Annotated in this window: 16 protein-coding genes and 1 tRNA gene; 7 read left to right on the top strand and 10 right to left on the bottom strand. The window is 71.9% G+C overall.

What is annotated here, in order from left to right; translation table 11 throughout:
* Positions 1–66: 66 nt before the first annotated feature.
* Positions 67–140: transfer RNA gene (locus ACGFQ9_RS09185), tRNA-Pro, on the top strand.
* An 87-nt stretch (positions 141–227) separates the two neighbouring features.
* Here ACGFQ9_RS09185 and ACGFQ9_RS09180 read toward each other — a convergent pair.
* Positions 228–1,412, bottom strand: a complete 1,185-nt coding sequence (locus ACGFQ9_RS09180; protein WP_393572743.1) for an NAD(P)/FAD-dependent oxidoreductase — start codon at positions 1,410–1,412, stop codon at positions 228–230.
* 237 nt (positions 1,413–1,649) lie between these two features.
* Here ACGFQ9_RS09180 and ACGFQ9_RS09175 point away from each other — a divergent pair, with 237 nt between their 5' ends.
* From ACGFQ9_RS09175 to ACGFQ9_RS09160, 4 genes are all read left to right on the top strand, one after another.
* On the top strand, positions 1,650–2,594 hold the full coding sequence (locus tag ACGFQ9_RS09175) for an NAD-dependent epimerase/dehydratase family protein (protein ID WP_393572741.1): 945 nt from the start codon (positions 1,650–1,652) through the stop codon (positions 2,592–2,594).
* Between the two features lie 6 nt (positions 2,595–2,600).
* A complete protein-coding gene (locus ACGFQ9_RS09170; protein WP_393572739.1) occupies positions 2,601–3,494 on the top strand; it encodes an RNA polymerase sigma-70 factor in 894 nt (297 codons plus the stop codon).
* A 142-nt stretch (positions 3,495–3,636) separates the two neighbouring features.
* The gene (locus ACGFQ9_RS09165) at positions 3,637–4,434 is read left to right on the top strand and encodes a DUF4118 domain-containing protein (protein WP_393572738.1); all 798 of its coding nucleotides are present in this window, start codon (positions 3,637–3,639) and stop codon (positions 4,432–4,434) included.
* Positions 4,435–4,702: 268 nt separating this feature from the next.
* Positions 4,703–5,386, top strand: a complete 684-nt coding sequence (locus ACGFQ9_RS09160; RefSeq protein WP_393572736.1) for a response regulator — start codon at positions 4,703–4,705, stop codon at positions 5,384–5,386.
* Positions 5,387–5,442: 56 nt separating this feature from the next.
* Here the strand turns inward: ACGFQ9_RS09160 and codA are convergent, their stop codons facing one another.
* Complete coding sequence (gene codA / locus ACGFQ9_RS09155; RefSeq protein WP_393572735.1) at positions 5,443–6,747, bottom strand: cytosine deaminase; 1,305 nt, start codon at positions 6,745–6,747, stop codon at positions 5,443–5,445.
* Between the two features lie 81 nt (positions 6,748–6,828).
* On the bottom strand, positions 6,829–6,999 hold the full coding sequence (locus tag ACGFQ9_RS09150) for a hypothetical protein (RefSeq protein WP_393572733.1): 171 nt from the start codon (positions 6,997–6,999) through the stop codon (positions 6,829–6,831).
* 109 nt (positions 7,000–7,108) lie between these two features.
* Here ACGFQ9_RS09150 and ACGFQ9_RS09145 point away from each other — a divergent pair, with 109 nt between their 5' ends.
* Complete coding sequence (locus tag ACGFQ9_RS09145) at positions 7,109–8,899, top strand: prolyl oligopeptidase family serine peptidase (RefSeq protein WP_393572731.1); 1,791 nt, start codon at positions 7,109–7,111, stop codon at positions 8,897–8,899.
* Between the two features lie 99 nt (positions 8,900–8,998).
* Entirely contained in the window at positions 8,999–9,907 is a 909-nt protein-coding gene (locus ACGFQ9_RS09140) for an SURF1 family protein (protein WP_393572730.1), read from the top strand.
* Here ACGFQ9_RS09140 and ACGFQ9_RS09135 read toward each other — a convergent pair.
* From ACGFQ9_RS09135 to ACGFQ9_RS09105, 7 genes are all read right to left on the bottom strand, one after another.
* On the bottom strand, positions 9,891–10,943 hold the full coding sequence (locus tag ACGFQ9_RS09135) for a hypothetical protein (protein ID WP_393572728.1): 1,053 nt from the start codon (positions 10,941–10,943) through the stop codon (positions 9,891–9,893). The two genes, ACGFQ9_RS09140 and ACGFQ9_RS09135, sit on opposite strands and share 17 nt — an antisense overlap.
* Entirely contained in the window at positions 10,940–11,608 is a 669-nt protein-coding gene (locus ACGFQ9_RS09130) for a SigE family RNA polymerase sigma factor (RefSeq protein WP_393573021.1), read from the bottom strand. The genes ACGFQ9_RS09135 and ACGFQ9_RS09130 overlap by 4 nt, the downstream gene beginning before the upstream one ends.
* Positions 11,609–11,853: 245 nt before the next feature.
* On the bottom strand, positions 11,854–12,927 hold the full coding sequence (locus tag ACGFQ9_RS09125; protein WP_393572726.1) for an aspartate-semialdehyde dehydrogenase: 1,074 nt from the start codon (positions 12,925–12,927) through the stop codon (positions 11,854–11,856).
* Positions 12,924–14,204 carry an aspartate kinase gene (locus ACGFQ9_RS09120; protein ID WP_393572724.1) on the bottom strand — a complete coding sequence of 427 codons (1,281 nt, stop codon included), beginning with the start codon at positions 14,202–14,204 and terminating at the stop codon, positions 12,924–12,926. Before ACGFQ9_RS09120 ends, ACGFQ9_RS09125 begins: the two co-directional genes overlap by 4 nt.
* A gap of 142 nt (positions 14,205–14,346) precedes the next feature.
* The gene (locus ACGFQ9_RS09115; RefSeq protein WP_393572723.1) at positions 14,347–15,006 is read right to left on the bottom strand and encodes a DUF5063 domain-containing protein; all 660 of its coding nucleotides are present in this window, start codon (positions 15,004–15,006) and stop codon (positions 14,347–14,349) included.
* Positions 14,999–15,598 carry a recombination mediator RecR gene (recR, locus tag ACGFQ9_RS09110; protein ID WP_393572721.1) on the bottom strand — a complete coding sequence of 200 codons (600 nt, stop codon included), beginning with the start codon at positions 15,596–15,598 and terminating at the stop codon, positions 14,999–15,001. The genes ACGFQ9_RS09115 and recR overlap by 8 nt, the downstream gene beginning before the upstream one ends.
* A gap of 49 nt (positions 15,599–15,647) precedes the next feature.
* The gene (locus tag ACGFQ9_RS09105) at positions 15,648–15,992 is read right to left on the bottom strand and encodes a YbaB/EbfC family nucleoid-associated protein (RefSeq protein WP_393572719.1); all 345 of its coding nucleotides are present in this window, start codon (positions 15,990–15,992) and stop codon (positions 15,648–15,650) included.
* Positions 15,993–16,129 lie beyond the last annotated feature (137 nt).

Below are 16,129 nucleotides of genomic sequence, written 5' to 3'. Positions count from 1 at the left end.
TCTCCGGGCGAGGGTCCGCTAGAGTAATCGATGTCGCCAGGGCAGCAAGTCTGCAGGGGCGGCGATCGGGGTGTAGCGCAGCTTGGCAGCGCGCTTCGTTCGGGACGAAGAGGTCGTGGGTTCAAATCCCGCCACCCCGACAGAGTAAGACCAGATCAGGGGCCTGATCCGCGAGAGCGGGTCGGGCCCCTGAGTGGTTTTGCGGGCCACCCTGGTAGTCGCCGCTCTCATGCGGCGGACGTGCGGGTGGCGCGGCCGCCCTTGGAGACAACGGTCGTGACGTTCATGCGCTTGCTGTAGCGGTACGTCATCAGGGGGCTGCCGCTGACCAGCTCCTTGTACCAGACGGCGCCGCGCCCGGTGAGGCGCATGCCGACCGGGGTGAAGTCGGCCCTGGTGAACTGGATGACGGCGTCCCGCCGGCCGAGGCTGACCGGCTGGTGAAAGTAGCCGAAGCGGAACGGCTTCACGGACTTGCCGCGCAGCAGCCGCGCGATCGTGTCCGCGGTGTACTGGGCGGTCGGCAGGCCGCTCTGGCAGGAGCCGTGGAGCTGCCCGTAGGCGAGGCGGACGGCGGCGGCGTCACCGACGGCGTGGATCTCCGGGTGGGACACCGACCGCAGCGTGGCGTCGGTCAGGATCAAGCCGTGGTCGTCGGTGGCGATGCCGGCGTCGGCGGCCAGCGGCGGGACCTTGACGCCCGCGGTCCACAGGCAGAGGTCGGAGCGGATGCGTCGGCCATCGGCGAGCTCGATCGCGCCGGGCATCACCTTCGCGACCCGGACGCCGGTCTCGAGGGTGATGCCGAGGCGGTGAAGGGCGCGGTGCAGGTACGCCCGGGCCTTGTCGCCCATCATGGAGCCGGGCTCTTCCGCGCTGACCAGGGTGACGTTCAGCCCCGGGTGGGCCTCCGCGATCTCCGTGGCCGCCTCGATGCCGGTCAGGCCGCCGCCGCACACGGCGACGGCACCGCCTCCGGTCCCGGCGAGCCGGGCGAGCCGCTCGGCGAACCGGCCGGCGCGTTCGGGGCCGTTGAGGGTGTACGCGTGGGTGTCGGCGCCGGGGACCTTGGCGGTGTCGGTCGCGCTGCCCACTGCGTAGACGAGCGTGTCGTAGGCGAGGGGCGCGGCGGCGCCGTCGACGGTGACACGCCGGGCTTCGGGGTCGATGGCGGCGGCGGTGCCCTGGACGAACGTGACGCCCGTACCGGCGAGGAGGTCGGGGATCCGGTGGTCGGCCAGCTTCTGCCCGGCGGCGATCTGGTGCATCCGCAGCCGCTCGACGAACCGGGCCGAAGGGTTGACCAGGGTGATCCTCACACCGGCGCGGCGGGTGCGGTGGGCCAGCCGGATGGCGGCGAACATGCCCGTGTAGCCCGCGCCGAGAACGACGACGTGGTGGCCGTTGATCATCTCAATCTCCCGAGGTCGGGCACCGGCTTCGGCGCCGGTGACGGCCATGGGACAAGCAGCCCGCGCCGAACGTGACAGGCCGCGGACGTGACCCGGGCCACACGACACGCCAAGGGAGGGGTGACGCGGGTCACGGTTCCGGCCTGTCACGTCCTGGCGGCCCCCTCTGTCCCATGGATGTCACCGGGACGCCGGAGCCCGGAGCGACGGCACGATGAGACGACGGGAGACACGGCGATGAAGGTTCTGCTGGCGGGTGCGAGTGGTGCGCTGGGCAGGCAGATCGTGCGGGAGCTGGCCGTGGCCGGGCACGAGGTCGCGGGACTCGGGAGGGGCGCGGAGAACACGCTGCGCGCCGATCTGCTGGATCGCGAAGCGGTCCTGCGCGCCGTCGAGGGGTACGGCTTCGACGCGGTGGTGCACGCGGCGACCGCGCTGCAGAACAAGTCGATGACGCGCCACCAGGACATGGAGCCCACCAATCTCCTGCGTACCAAGGGCACGGCCAATCTGCTCGCGGCGGCACGGGAGACCGGTGCACGAAGGTTCGTCGTCGAGTCGATGATGTTCGGCTACGGCTACGGGGACCACGGCGACGCGAAGCTGACCGAGGAGGGCGTCCTGTTCGGCCCGCGGGGCGCCGATCCGTGGCTGGAGCGGCACATCGGCGCGCTGCGGATCAAGGAGGAGCTGGCCTTCGGCGCGGACGGCATCGAGGGGGTGAGCCTGCGGTTCGGTCTGTTCTACGGCGCCGGGGCCACCGACACCACCGTCCTGCCGATGCTGCGCCGGCGAGCGCTGCCGGTCGTGCCGGACAAGGGCCGCGCACTGTCCTGGGTGGACATCGAGGACGCGGCGCGCGCCGTCCTCCTCGCGCTGGCCCATCCCGGAGCGGCCGGCCAGGCTTACAACATCGCGGACGACACCCCGATCGGCTTCGGCTCGCACGTGCGGGAAGTCGCCAGGGCCTTCGGCACCCCGGCCCCGATGACCGTGCCGCTCTGGCTGCTCAAGCCCGCCCGGCTGGCGCACACCATCATGTCGGCCAACCTGCGACTGGCCAATGGCAAGGCCCGGCGCGAACTCGGCTGGGCCCCCACCCACGAGGGGTGCGCCACCGCGCTCCGTGCACTCGCCGACCGACCGGCCATTGCCGGGCAGAGCGGGCCCCTGGCAGCCTGACGACTCATGATCAAATCAACGTCCGCCGGTCCCGGCGTGCCCGCCGACCCCTTCACGCAGCACCGCCGGCTGCTGTTCGCCACCGCCTACCGGATGCTCGGCAGCGTCGCCGACGCCGAGGACGTCCTCCAGGACACCTGGCTCACCTGGTCCGGGGCCGACCGGTCCCAAGTCGGCAACCCTCGTGCCTATCTGGTCCGTACGGTCACCAACCTCTCCATCAACCGGCTGACGTCGGCCCGGGCGACGCGCGAGTCCTACGTCGGCCAGTGGCTCCCCGAACCCTGGCTCACCACCCCCGACATCGCCGAGGAGGCAGAGTTGGCCGACAGCGTCTCCATGGCAATGCTGGTGGTCCTCGAAACGCTCGGCCCCGTCGAGCGGGCGGTCTTCCTGCTGCGTGAAGTCTTCGGCTACTCGCACGCCGAGATCGCGGAGACCCTCGACCGGCCGGAAGCGACGATCCGCCAGATCGCCCGCCGCGCCCGCTCGCACGTCCAGGCCCGCCGCCCGCGCCACGACACCGATGCTGCCGAGCGGCAGCAGGTCACGGAACGGTTCCTGGCGGCTTGCGCCGGCGGCGACCTCAACGCCGTCATGGCCCTGCTCGCCCCCGACGTCACCGCCTGGGCCGACGGCGGCGGCAAGGTCACCGCGGCCCGCCGCCCCCTGCACGGTCTGGACCCGGTCGCCCGCTGGATGCTGGGTGTTCTCGCCAAGCCGGAGCTCCAGGGCATGACCTCGGAGTCCGCCGACATCAACGGCCAGCAGTCCATCCTGTTCGCCATGGGCGGTCACCCCATCGGCGCGCTCTGCTTCGACCTGGTCGACGGCCGCATCCAGCACCTGCGCTTCCAGGTAAACCCCGACAAGCTCAGAGGTCTCACTCCCGGCCACTGACACCTCCGGCCCCTGTCGCTACTCCGGATGCGGTCCTGCTGCGCTCGCGCGGGCGGGCGGTCCCTGGCAGCGTGGAGCGGGCCAGGTTGTGACGCCAGGACGCCCGAACGCACGGACCGCCCGTCCGGACAGGAGGCACGCGATGTCCGGGAACCGACTGCGTGACCGGGCCGCGCTCGCGGCCGCGGTGGTGGCCCCCTTCCTGGTGGCCCTCCTGCTGGTGCCGTTCCGGGAGAACCTGTCGGCGACGAACGAGGCCCTGATCCTGGTCATCGTGGTGGTCGCGGTCGCGGCACTCGGCACCCGGGCGGCCGGCGGACTCGCCGCGCTGTCCGCGGCCGCCTGGTTCGACTTCTTCCTCACCCGTCCGTACGGGCAGTTCACCGTCGAGAACGGCGACGAACTGCAGACCGCCGTCCTGCTGCTGGTCACGGGCCTGATCGTCGGGCAGATCGCGGTGCGGGCAAGGACCCTGCAGGGCGAGGTGCGTGCCGACGAAGCCGACCTGGCCCGGCTGGAGGGGACCGTACGGCTCACCGAGGAGGGCACCGGGCCGGGCGAGCTGGTCGAGCACGTGCGGGGGGAGCTGGTGCAGTTGCTGGGGCTGCGGGGCGCCCGGTTCGAACCCGAGCCGCACGCCGGGCACGGTCACCCGGCGGCGCGGCCGGCCGGCCGGCTGCCGCGGCTGGAGCACGGCGGGACCGTCTGGCTGGGCCTGGGCACCGATGACGCCGAGTGCACCTACTGGCCGGACCGTTGGCCCGACGAGCAGGTCGAGCTGCCCGTCACCGCGGCCGGTCACCCGTACGGCCGCTTCGTCCTCGATCCGGTCCCGGGCGCGCTGCCGCCGCTGCAGGCCAGGCGGGTGGCGGTCGCACTGGCGGCGCAGGCCGGGGCCGCGCTGCAGACCGTCCAGGGGGCGGGTGGGGAGCAGGGCTGACCGCAGTCATGGCGTCAGGCGGTAGGCGTCAGGCGGTAGGCGGTAGGCGTCAGGCGTCAGGCGTCAGGCGTCAGGCGGGCGTCAAGAGTTGAGCCGTGTCCGTATGGACCACGTCAAAGGCTCTTATGCCGCGCGTGAGCTCGCGGTTTGCTCGGGTCTCGGCCCGCTCCGCGGCGGCCGGCAGACGTCTCCGCACTTCATGACGCAATGACTTCATCACTTCATCACTTCATCGGGAGCTCACGATGGGCGAAGGGCCGCACACCTCATGACCCGGGTGCTCGTGGTGGAAGACGACCCCCAGCTCCTCCGCGCACTCAAGATCAACCTTCAGGCCCGGAAGTTCGAGGTGCAGGTGGCCTCCGACGGGGCGGCCGCGGTCCGGCTCGCCGCCGCCCGCCCGCCGGACGTCGTCCTGCTCGACCTCGGCCTGCCGGACATGGACGGCGTCGAGGTGATCAGGAGCGTGCGGGGCTGGAGCAGGTCGCCGATCCTGGTCCTGTCGGCCCGGCACACCTCCGAGGAGAAGATCCGGGCCCTGGACGCCGGAGCCGACGACTACGTGACGAAGCCGTTCAGCATGGACGAGCTGCTGGCCCGGCTCCGGGCGGCGACCCGGCGCCGTGCGGAAGCCGCGGCCGACGCCTCCCCCGCCGTGGTCGACACCGAGGACTTCACGGTGGACCTCGCCGCCAAGAAGGTGCGGCGCGGCGACCTGGCCGTCCGGCTGACCCCGACCGAGTGGCACTTGCTGGAGATCCTCATCAGCCATCCGGGGCACCTGGTCTCCCAGCGGAAGCTGCTGCTGGAGGTCTGGGGGCCTACCTACTCGGACAACACCAACTACCTGCGGGTCTACATGGCGCAGCTGAGGCGCAAGCTGGAGGCGGACCCCTCCCACCCCCGGTACCTGATCACCGAGCCGGGGATGGGCTACCGCTTCGAGCCCTGAGCCCGGAAGCCCGGAAGCCCGGAAGCCCGGAGCCCCGGGTCCGAAAGCCCTCGGCCCTACCGGGTGAAGTCGACGTCGGCCGGATCCTGTCCGGGCCAGGTCAGCCGGGTCGGGGTGGCGGGGGTCCGCGCCACCACCCGGCCCCGGGAGACCACGTACCGGGGCCGGACCTGGCGGCGGACCGCCTCCGCGGGGGACGGGGCGGGCAGCAGGACGAAGTCGGCGGGATTGCCTGGCCGGACGCCGTACTCCTCGGAGATGCCGAGCACCGCGGCGGCGCGGTCGGTGATCATCGCGAATGCCGTCGGGATCTCGTCGGCGCCGGTGAGCTGGGCCGCGTACAGCCCGACCAGTGCGGTCTGCAGCGGGTTGGCGGTGCCCAGGGCGTTCCACGGGTCCATGACGTCGTCGTGACCGAAGGCCACGTTCACCCCGGCCGCCAGCATCTCCTTCACCTGGGTCATGCCCCGGCGCTTGGGGTAGTCGTCGAACCGGCCCTGCAGGTTGAGGTTGGCGAACGGGTTGGCCACCAGGTTGATGCCGGAGCGTGCCAGCAGCCGCTGGAGTTTGTAGCTGTACGCGCCGTTGTACGAGCCCATCGCCGTCGTGTGCGAGGCCGTGGCGCGGTCCCGGAGCCCGGACCGCAGGGCCAGGGCGGCCAGGACCTCGACGAACCGCGACTGTTCGTCGTCGATCTCGTCGCAGTGCGCGTCGACCCGCAGTCCGTGCTCCTCGGCCAGCGCGAAGGCCAGGTGCAGCGAGGCCACCCCGTCCTCCCGGGTGTCCTCGAAGTGCGGGATCGCGCCGACCACGTCCGCGCCCCGGGCGACGGCCTCGCGCAGCAGCCGCTCACCGCCCGGGTAGGAGATCACACCCTCCTGCGGAAAGGCGACGATCTGCAGGGTCATCACGTCCCGCACCCGGTCACGGACCTCGGTCAGCGCCTCCAGGGCCACCAGCCCCTCGTCCGTCACATCACAGTGCGTCCGGACGTGGAGCACGCCCTGCGCCGCCTGCCAGCGCAGCACCTCCGTGGCCCGGTCGACCACGTCCTGGCGGGTCAGCGTCCGCTTCCGCTCGCTCCAGCAGGCGATGCCCTCCCACAGCGTGCCCGAGGCGTTCCAGCGCGGTTCCCCCGCGGTCAGGGCGGTGTCCAGGTGGATGTGCGGCTCCACGAACGGTGCGCTGAGCAGCGCGCCGTGCGCCTCGATCAGCGTGCCGGTGGCGGGCGGCTCCTTCTGGTCGTCGGACGGGACCACCCGTGCGACGTGCCCGCCCTCCGCCACCTCGACGTCGAACAAGCCGGGCTCGACCCGGCCCTGCCCCGCGTACAGCCGCGCCCCGCGGACGATCATCAGCATGGGCCCACCCGTCCTCCCCTACCACAGACCTGACCTGCGACTCCTGATCGAAGCCGCAGGTCGGGCCACCTGTGCCGAAACTCAGCCGCGCTTGGCCTGAGCCTTCTGGTGCAAGCCCCTGGTCTTCGCCGAGAGCGACTGCGCTACATCTTTGACCGCGGCCCTGGCCCGTGCCTCGGCCGCCGTGTTCTTCGCCATTGCCTGCTCTGAATCCTGGTGGCCGGTCTTCCCGGTACGAGCCTTCTTGGCCATGATCACTCCTCCTCGGAGGGCGCACCGCACTCGACTCGGAGCTCGAGGGGCGTACGAGGTCCACTCTCCCCCCGTTCGGCCCAGTCGGCATCCCGACAGAATGGAGGACATGACCACCAACGACATGCCCGACTGGGAGAAGCGCTTCCGCGCTCCGCGCGTGGGCCTGCCCGACTGGGCGGAGGACGCCCCGGACCGGTCGCTGTTCGTATCGAACGCCACCGGCACCTACGAGCTCTACGCCTGGGACCGCGCCACCGGCACCCGCCGGCAGGCCACCGACCGGCCCAACGGCACCACCGACGGCACCCTCTCCCCCGACGGCGAGTGGATCTGGTGGTTCTCCGACACCGACGGCGACGAGTTCGGCACCTGGGTCCGCCAGCCCTTCGCCGGCGGACCCGACGAGCCCGCCGCCCCCGGCCTCGCCCCTTCCTACCCGGCCGGTCTGGCCATCGGCCGCGACGGGACCGCCGTCGTGGGCCGCTCCACCGACGAGGACGGCACCACCATCCATGTCGCCCGCGCCGACGGCACGGCCCCCGTGGAGATCTACCGGCACCGCGAGTCGGCGGGCGTCGGCGACCTCTCGTACGACGGCACCCTGATCGCGATCGAGCACACCGAGCACGGTGACGCCATGCACGCGTCCCTGCGCGTGGTCACCCTCGACGGCGGCACCGTCGCGGAACTCGACGACACCAAGGGCGGCTCCGAGGAGCTCGGCCTGGAGGTCCTGGGCTTCGCCCCGGTCGCCGGGGACACCCGGCTGCTCGTCGGCCACCAGCGGCGCGGCCGCTGGGAGCCGATGATCTGGGACGTGGCCGCCGGCACCGAGACGGAGCTGGCGCTCGACCTGCCCGGCGACGTCGGCGCGCAGTGGTACCCGGACGGCAGCGCCCTGCTGGTCGAGCACGGCTACGAGGCGCGCAGCGAGCTGTGGCGGTTCGACCCGGTCACGCGCGATCTGGTCCGCGTCGACACCCCGCCCGGGACCGTGTCCGGTGCGACCGCCCGCCCCGACGGCACCGTCGAGTACCTGTGGTCCTCGGCCGCCCAGCCGTCCTCGGTACGGTCCACCGCCGGCGGCATCGTGCTCGACGCGCCCGGCATGACCGCACCCGGTTCCCTGCCCGTCGAGGACGTGTGGGTGGACGGTCCGGGCGGACGGGTCCACGCGCTCGCGCAGCGTCCCGTGGGGCACGGCGAGGGCCCGTTCCCGACGGTCTTCGAAATCCACGGAGGACCCGCCTGGCACGACAGCGACTCCTTCGCCGCCGCCCCGGCGGCCTGGCTCGACCACGGCTTCGCGGTGGTCCGGGTCAACTACCGGGGATCGACCGGCTACGGCCGCGAATGGACCGACGCGCTCAAGCACCGGGTGGGCCTGATCGAGCTGGAGGACATCTCGGCGGTCCGCGAGTGGGCGGTGGCCTCGGGCCTCGCCGACCCGGCCCGGCTGGTCCTGTCGGGCGGCTCCTGGGGCGGCTACCTGACCCTCCTGGGCCTCGGCACCCGGCCCGGGGACTGGGCGGTCGGGCTGGCCGCCGTACCGGTCGCCGACTACGTGACGGCGTACCACGACGAGATGGAGGCGCTGAAGGCGCTCGACCGGACCCTGTTCGGCGGCACCCCGGAGGAGGTCCCGGAGCGTTTCGCGGCCTCGTCCCCGCTGACGTACGTGGAGGCGGTCAGCGCCCCCGTGTACATCGCCGCCGGGGTCAACGACCCGCGCTGCCCGATCCGGCAGATCGACAACTACGTCGACCGGCTGGCCGGCCGCGGCGCCGTCCACGAGGTGTACCGCTACGACGCGGGGCACGGCTCGCTGGTGGTGGAGGAGCGGATCAAGCAGGTCCGGATGGAGATCGACTTCGCCCTGAGGCACCTGGCGCCGTAGGGGGCCGGTGCCCGGGCCCGGCTTCCGGTTTCCGGGGTCCGGATCCTTCCGGTCCGCCCCGGGGGCCGGGCACCGGCGGCAGGCCCGTACGGTGGAGGGGTGCACCGGTTTCTGCTGACCCCGCGGTGGTGGGGGATCAACGTCTTCGCCGTGCTGTCCGTCCCCTTCTGCCTCTTCATGGGGACGTGGCAGCTCGGCCGGTTCGAGGACCGCGTCGACACGCACCGGGAGGCCACCTCCGGCCGGCCCGGCGCGGAGACGGCCACGCCGCTGGACTCGCTGCTGCCGGTGGACAAGAAGACCTCCGGGCGGCTCGCGACCGCGTCCGGCGAGTACGCCGAACAGTTCCTGGTACCGGAGCGCGGCCTGGACGGGAAGTCCGGTTTCTACGTGCTGACCCTGCTGCGGACCGACGGCGGCCGGACCCTGCCCGTGGTGCGCGGCTGGCTGCCGGGCGCGGCGGACGCCGGTCGGGCCCCCGCGCCGCCGGCCGGCCGGGTCGAGGTCACCGGCGCCCTGCAGGCCCCGGAGAACTCCGGCACCAAGGGCGTTCACGCGTCCGGCGGTCTGCCCGCCGGACAGCTCGGGGTGATCGGGGCGGCTTCCCTGGTGAACCTGGTGCCGTACGAGCTGTACGACGCCTGGGTGACCGTGCAGACCGGCGCGGACGGTCTGACCCCGGTCCCGGCCGCGGCCCCGTCCGACACCGGGCTGGACCTGAAGGCCTTCCAGAACCTCGGCTACACCGGCGAGTGGTTCGTCTTCTCCGCCTTCGTGCTGTTCATGTGGTTCCGGCTCTACCGCCGTGAGGTGGAGGCCATCCGCGACGCGGAGGCCGGCCTGGCCGAGCCCGGGCCGTCCGCGGGGAGCGCGGAGGCCGGAACCACTGAGTCCGGAACCGTGACGGCCGGAACCGCCGAGGCCGGAACCGAGGCCGAAAGCACGGATGCCGGGACCGCCGCAGCGGCCCCGGCCGGGGCGGCGGCTACGGCTACGCGACCGGAATGACGCCCGTCCGGTAGACGGTCCCGGTGCCGCAGGCCGACGGGATCGTCGTCCGGGTCTCGGGAGCCCCCGGCTGTGCCGTGTGGGAGACCGAGAGGCCCTCACCGGTCTGGCCGTTCAGGGTGTCCGTGCCGGTCGCGCCCTCGGCTCCGCCGTCCGTCCCCGTGCCCGCCGTCCTCGTCGAGTCGGGCGTCCCGCCGGGACAGGGGTCCTCGTTGGGCACCCAGGCGAACTGCACCTCGTACGCCGTGTTCGGCGGGAGCATCAGCGACTCGGCGGAAGACGACGGCGGAGTCAGCCCGGACGCCGGGTCGTTCTCGGTGTGCCGCACGACCGGCACCGATCCGCTGCCGCCGGAGCCGGCCCCCACCGCCGTCACGACCCCCACCCCGGTCACCACGCATCCCTGGGAGGACACGTTGGTGACACGGAAGGAGCCGTACACCTTCCCGTCCGCGTCGGGGGTCTGGGTGTCCGCGACCGCGCCCAGCTGGTTCGGGCTGCACTGCGGGGCGGCCGGAGCCGAGGCGGGCGGCAGCGGGACGGTCTTGCCCTTCCCTGAGGGCTTGCCCGTGGAGGGGTCGCCGCCGCCGGGCGCGGTACCCGAGGTTCCGTTGTCCCGGGGGTGCGGGTCCTGCGTGTCCTTGGGGTCGGGCTTCCCCGGTTCGGGGCTGCCCTTGCCCTTGCCGGGCGACTTCGAGGCCTTGCCCTTGCCCCCGCCCGGCTTGGCGAGGTTCGGGTCTCCGCCGTCGGTCTCGCCGTCGGTGCCCTGGCCGTGGCCGGCGACCGTCTTGGTGCCCTGGGAAGCGCCCTGGCCCGACGTCAGCTGCAGCGCCGCGGGAATGCCGGCGGCGCCGGCCAGCACCACCGCGACCGCCGCGCCGATCAGCGCCCGCCGCTTGCGGGCCCGTCGCCGCGGGACGGCGTAGCGCAGCCGGTCGAGCGCGTCCTCGGACGGCTCCAGACTGCTGACCGCCCCGTGGAAGAGGTTGCGCAGCTCGGCTTCGGCCGAGCCGCCGGGGATGTTCGGTTCCGTCACGTCTGGGCCTCCATCGCCACCCGCAGCGCGGCAATGCCCCGCGATCCGTACGCCTTCACCGAGCCCAGGGACAGGCCGAGCGTCTCGGCCACCTGCGCTTCGGTCATGTCCGCGAAGTACCGCAGCACCAGGACCTCGCGCTGCCGCCGCTGGATCCCGCGCATCGCCTTGATCAGGTCCTCCCGCTCCAGCTGGTCGTACGCCCCCTCCTCCGCGCTCGCCATGTTCGGCATGGGCTTGGAGAGCAGCTTGAGACCGAGGATGCGGCGGCGCAGCGTGGACCGCGAGAGGTTGACCACGGTCTGGCGGAGGTACGCCAGGGTCTTCTCCCGGTCGCGCACCCTGCTGCGGGCCGAGTGGACGCGGATGAACGCCTCCTGGACCACGTCCTCGCAGGAGGCCGTGTCGTCGAGGAGGAGCGCGGCCAGGCCGAGCAGCGAGCGGTAGTGCGTCCGGTAGGTCTCCGTGAGGTGGTCGACCGTGGTGCCCGCGACGACACCTCCGTCAGCGGTCACGGCGGCCGCCTGGTCGGTGTTCCCGGAGCCCGGGGCGCCCGGGGCGCCCTCCGCGCTGTCTCTGGGGGACGGCACGCGGCCGCCTCGGGTGGTCGGTGAGCCGGCCGTCTTCTCGGGCACGATCACAGGGAACCCACCGGTTCCGGGGATGCGTGAGCGCCGGGGCTGCGGAACGATTCCGCTGCGCACCGGGACAACGGCGAAGTCGAGTAGTGCCTCTGCCACGCCAGTTGGACACGCGTCCCCCCGTCAGGGTTGTACGCGCGAGGCATACTCAACAGCAATTCTCCCCTTGCCCTCATACGCACCCGCTCTTCCCGATTGCCCCGTTTTCTCCAGGTGGCAGTCGGGCCATCACCTTGATCAAGGCATCGGCGATGATCCTACAAAGCGATTTACGCGAATTCACCCACGATCAGTTCCGCGATCTGAGTGGCATTCAGAGCGGCCCCTTTGCGCAAATTGTCCGCGCAGACGAAGAACTCCAGCACGTGCGGATCGTCGAGCGAGACCCGCACCCGTCCCACCCAGGCCGGATCGGTCCCCGCCGCGTCCGCGGGCGTGGGGAACTCGCCCGCCGCCGGGTCGTCGACGAGCACCACGCCCGGGGCGGTCTCCAGGACCTCGCGGGCCCCGGCCGCGGTCACCCGCTCCCCGAAGCGGGCCCGGACGGTCAGCGAATGCCCCGTCACCACGGGAACCTGGACACAGGTGACGGAGACCGGAAGCGCGGGCAGCCCCAGGATGCGCCGGGTCTCCGCGCGTACCGCGAGCTCGTGCGAGGACCAGCCGTCCTCCCGCAGCTCGCCCGACCAGGGCACCACGTTGAGGGCCAGCGGAGCCGCGAAGGGCCCGGTGTCCTCCCCCACGGCCCTGCGTACGTCCCCGGGAGCCTCGCCGAGACCGGTCCCGGCGACCAGCGACAGCTGACGGCGCAGCGCCTCGGCGCCGGCCCGCCCGGCGCCGCCCGCCGCCTGGTACGAGGAGACGGTCAGCCCGGTGAGGGAGTACGCGGCGTGCAGCGCGCCCACCGCGGCGGTCATGGCGGCGGTGACGCAGTCCGGACCCGCGACGATCCCGCGCGGCCGGGTCCGCGCGGCGTGCGCGTTGATCTCCGGCACCACCAGGGGCACCTCGGGGTCCAGCCGGAACGCGGCGGAGGTGTCGACGGCCGTGGCGCCGCGCGCGGTCACCGCCGGGGCCCAGCGGGCGGAGACCTCCGCCGGGGTCAGGAAAACGACGACGTCGCCCTGCCCGAGGCCGTCGAAGGCGTCATCGGACAGGGCGAGCACCTCGGTCTCCTCCCCGCGGACGGCCAGCCTTCGGCCGGCCGAGCGCGAGGAGGCGATCAGGCGTATGGCGCCCCAGAGGTCCGCCCGAGTGGGCAGGATCCGGAGCAAAACGGATCCGACTGCCCCGGTCGCCCCCACCACGGCGAGCGCCGGGCGGGAGGACCGGTCGGCGGTCATCGTCCGGTGCCTCCGTAGACGACGGCCTCGTCGCTGTCGGAGTCCAGGCCGAAGGCCGTGTGCACGGCGACGACGGCGGCGTTCACGTCGTCCTGGCGGGTGACCACCGAGATGCGGATCTCCGAGGTGGAGATCAGCTCGATGTTGACGCCCGCGTCGGACAGCGCCTGGAAGAAGGAGGCGGTGACGCCCGGGTTGGTCTTCATGCCAGCGCCGACCAGGGAGATCTTGCCGATCTGGTCGTCGTAGCGGAGCGAGTCGAAGCCGATCGCCGCCTTCGCCTTCTCCAGCGCCTCGATGGCCTTGTGGCCCTCGGTCTTGGGGAGGGTGAAGGAGATGTCGGTCAGACCGGTCGCCGCGGCGGACACGTTCTGCACGATCATGTCGATGTTGATCTCGGCGTCCGCGATGGCACGGAAGATCGCCGCCGCCTCGCCCGGCTTGTCCGGAACACCGACGACCGTGATCTTGGCTTCGGAGACGTCGTGGGCGACTCCGGAGATGATGGCGTGCTCCACCTGCTGGTCCCCTTGCGACTCGGGCTCTTCGTTGCTGACCCAGGTGCCCGGCAGTCCCGAGAAGGACGAACGGACGTGGATCGGGATGTTGTAGCGGCGCGCGTACTCCACGCAGCGGTGCAGCAGCACCTTGGAGCCGGAGGCGGCCAGCTCCAGCATGTCCTCGGAGGAGATCCAGTCGATCTTCCGGGCCTTCTTCACCACGCGCGGGTCGGCGGTGAAGACGCCGTCGACGTCCGTGTAGATCTCGCAGACCTCGGCGTCCAGCGCGGCGGCCAGCGCCACGGCGGTGGTGTCGGAACCTCCGCGGCCGAGGGTGGTGATGTCCTTGGAATCGGCGGACACACCCTGGAAGCCGGCGACGATGGCGATGTTGCCCTCGTCCAGCGCGGTGCGGATACGGCCCGGCGTGACATCGATGATGCGCGCTTTGTTGTGGACCGAGTCGGTGATCACGCCTGCCTGGCTGCCGGTGAACGACTGGGCCTCGTGGCCCAGGTTTTTGATCGCCATGGCCAGCAGGGCCATGGAGATCCGCTCTCCGGCGGTCAGCAGCATGTCGAACTCACGCCCGGCAGGCATCGGGGATACCTGCTCGGCGAGATCGATCAGCTCGTCCGTCGTGTCGCCCATCGCAGACACCACGACCACCACCTGGTGGCCGTTCTTCTTGGCATCGACGATCCGCTTGGCGACGCGCTTGATGCCCTCGGCATCGGCTACGGAGGAGCCTCCGTACTTCTGCACGACAAGGCCCACGTGCGCTCCTCGCTCAGTCCATTACGTCCGCAGTCGGTACTGCGGCCGCGGGCCAGTCTAACGAGCGACCGGCATCCGACCCGCGTGTACCACATCATGAGACATGCGGTTCAGCGGATGATCAGTCGGCGAAGTCCTTCGGCTAGGAGCGGGCCCGGCGGCGGCCCAGGTTCCCAAGCTCCTGGACCATGACCGCACCCGCCTGCTCGGCGAGGTCGTCCTCGGCCAGGTCCTCGTCCGTGTCCAGGCCGTGCAGGTCCTCCAGCGGCTGGTTCAGCCGTACGTGCGCCACCAGCGACTGGAGGGCCCGCAGGCAGGCCGAGGCGGTGGTGCCCCAGTTGGTGAAGTACGAGAACTGCCACCACCACAGCGCCTCGGTGGTGCGGCCCGCCCGGTAATGGGCCAGGCCGTGCCGCAGGTCGGCGACCACGTCGGCGATGTCGTCGGAGATCCGGTGCGCCACCGGCGCCTTGCGGGGCTCGTACGGGTCGAACACCTCGGAGTAGACGTCCACCGGGTCCAGCAGGTACGCGAACCGCTCCCGGAGCTCGTCCACGTCCGGCTCCGGGCCGAGGTCGGGCTCGTACCGCTCGTCGGGCAGCACGTCCTCGTACGCGCCCAGCCGCCCGCCCGCCAGCAGCAGCTGGGACACCTCCAGCAGCAGGAAGGGCACCGCGCTGTCCGGGTCCTCGCCCTTGGCCACCTCGGTGACCGCGACGATGAAGGACTCGATCTGATCGGCGATCTGGACGGCGAAGTCGTCCGGATCCTGTGCCAGGGCGTGCAGCGTTGCGTCAGACATCAAGAAGTCGCCTTCCTTCAAAGGCCCGCCCGAGCGTGACCTCGTCCGCGTACTCCAGATCCCCTCCCACCGGGAGGCCGCTGGCCAGGCGGGTGACCTTGAGGCCCATCGGCTTGATCATCCGGGCGAGGTAGGTGGCGGTGGCCTCGCCCTCCAGGTTCGGGTCGGTGGCCAGGATCAGCTCGGTCACCGTGCCGTCCGCGAGCCGCGCGAGCAGCTCACGGACCCGCAGGTCGTCCGGGCCGACGCCCTCGATCGGGCTGATCGCCCCGCCCAGTACGTGGTACTTGCCCCGGAACTCACGGGTCCGCTCGATCGCGACCACGTCCTTGGGCTCCTCCACCACACAGATCACCGTGGTGTCGCGGCGCGGGTCGCGGCAGACGGCACACAGCTCCTCCTGCGCCACGTTCCCGCACACCGCGCAGAACCGGACCCTCTCCTTGACCTCCAGCAGGGCCTTCGCCAGACGGCGCACGTCCGTCGGCTCGGCCTGCAGGATGTGGAAGGCGATCCGCTGCGCGCTCTTGGGCCCGACGCCGGGCAGCCTGCCCAGCTCGTCGATCAGGTCCTGGACCACGCCTTCGTACAACGGACTGCCTTCTTCCTGCGGGATGGATCGGGTTCGGTGGGGGAGGTCGTCAGAACGGGAGGCCGGGAATGCCCGAGCCGCCGCCGAGGCCCTGCGCCAGCGGACCCAGCTTCTGCTGCTGGAGCTGCTGCGCATTCTCGTTGGCCGCCTGGACCGCCGCCACCACCAGGTCGGCGAGCGTCTCCGTGTCCTCCGGGTCCACCACCTTCGGGTCGATCACCAGTGCCTTCAGCTCACCGGAACCGGTCACCGTGGCCTTGACGAGCCCGCCGCCGGACTGGCCCTCGACCTCGGCCGCAGCCAGGGCCTCCTGCGCCGCGGCGAGGTCCTGCTGCATCTTCTGGGCCTGCTGGAGCAGCTGCTGCATGTTGGGCTGGCCACCACCGGGGATCACGGTTCACTCCTGAGTTCGCTGCGTCGGGTCAAAGCGTCGGGTCAAAGCGTTCGGTCAAACCGAGCCTACGGCTTCCCCGGCCCCCGCGCCCTACACCGTGAGGACCAACTCTTTCGAGTGAGAGACACTGCGCGCAG

It is taken from the genome of Streptomyces sp. NPDC048603 (genome assembly GCF_043199475.1).
Classification (GTDB): domain Bacteria; phylum Actinomycetota; class Actinomycetes; order Streptomycetales; family Streptomycetaceae; genus Streptomyces.
Note: the sequence above shows the minus strand (reverse complement) of the source record. Positions and strands in the feature narration are given on the sequence as shown.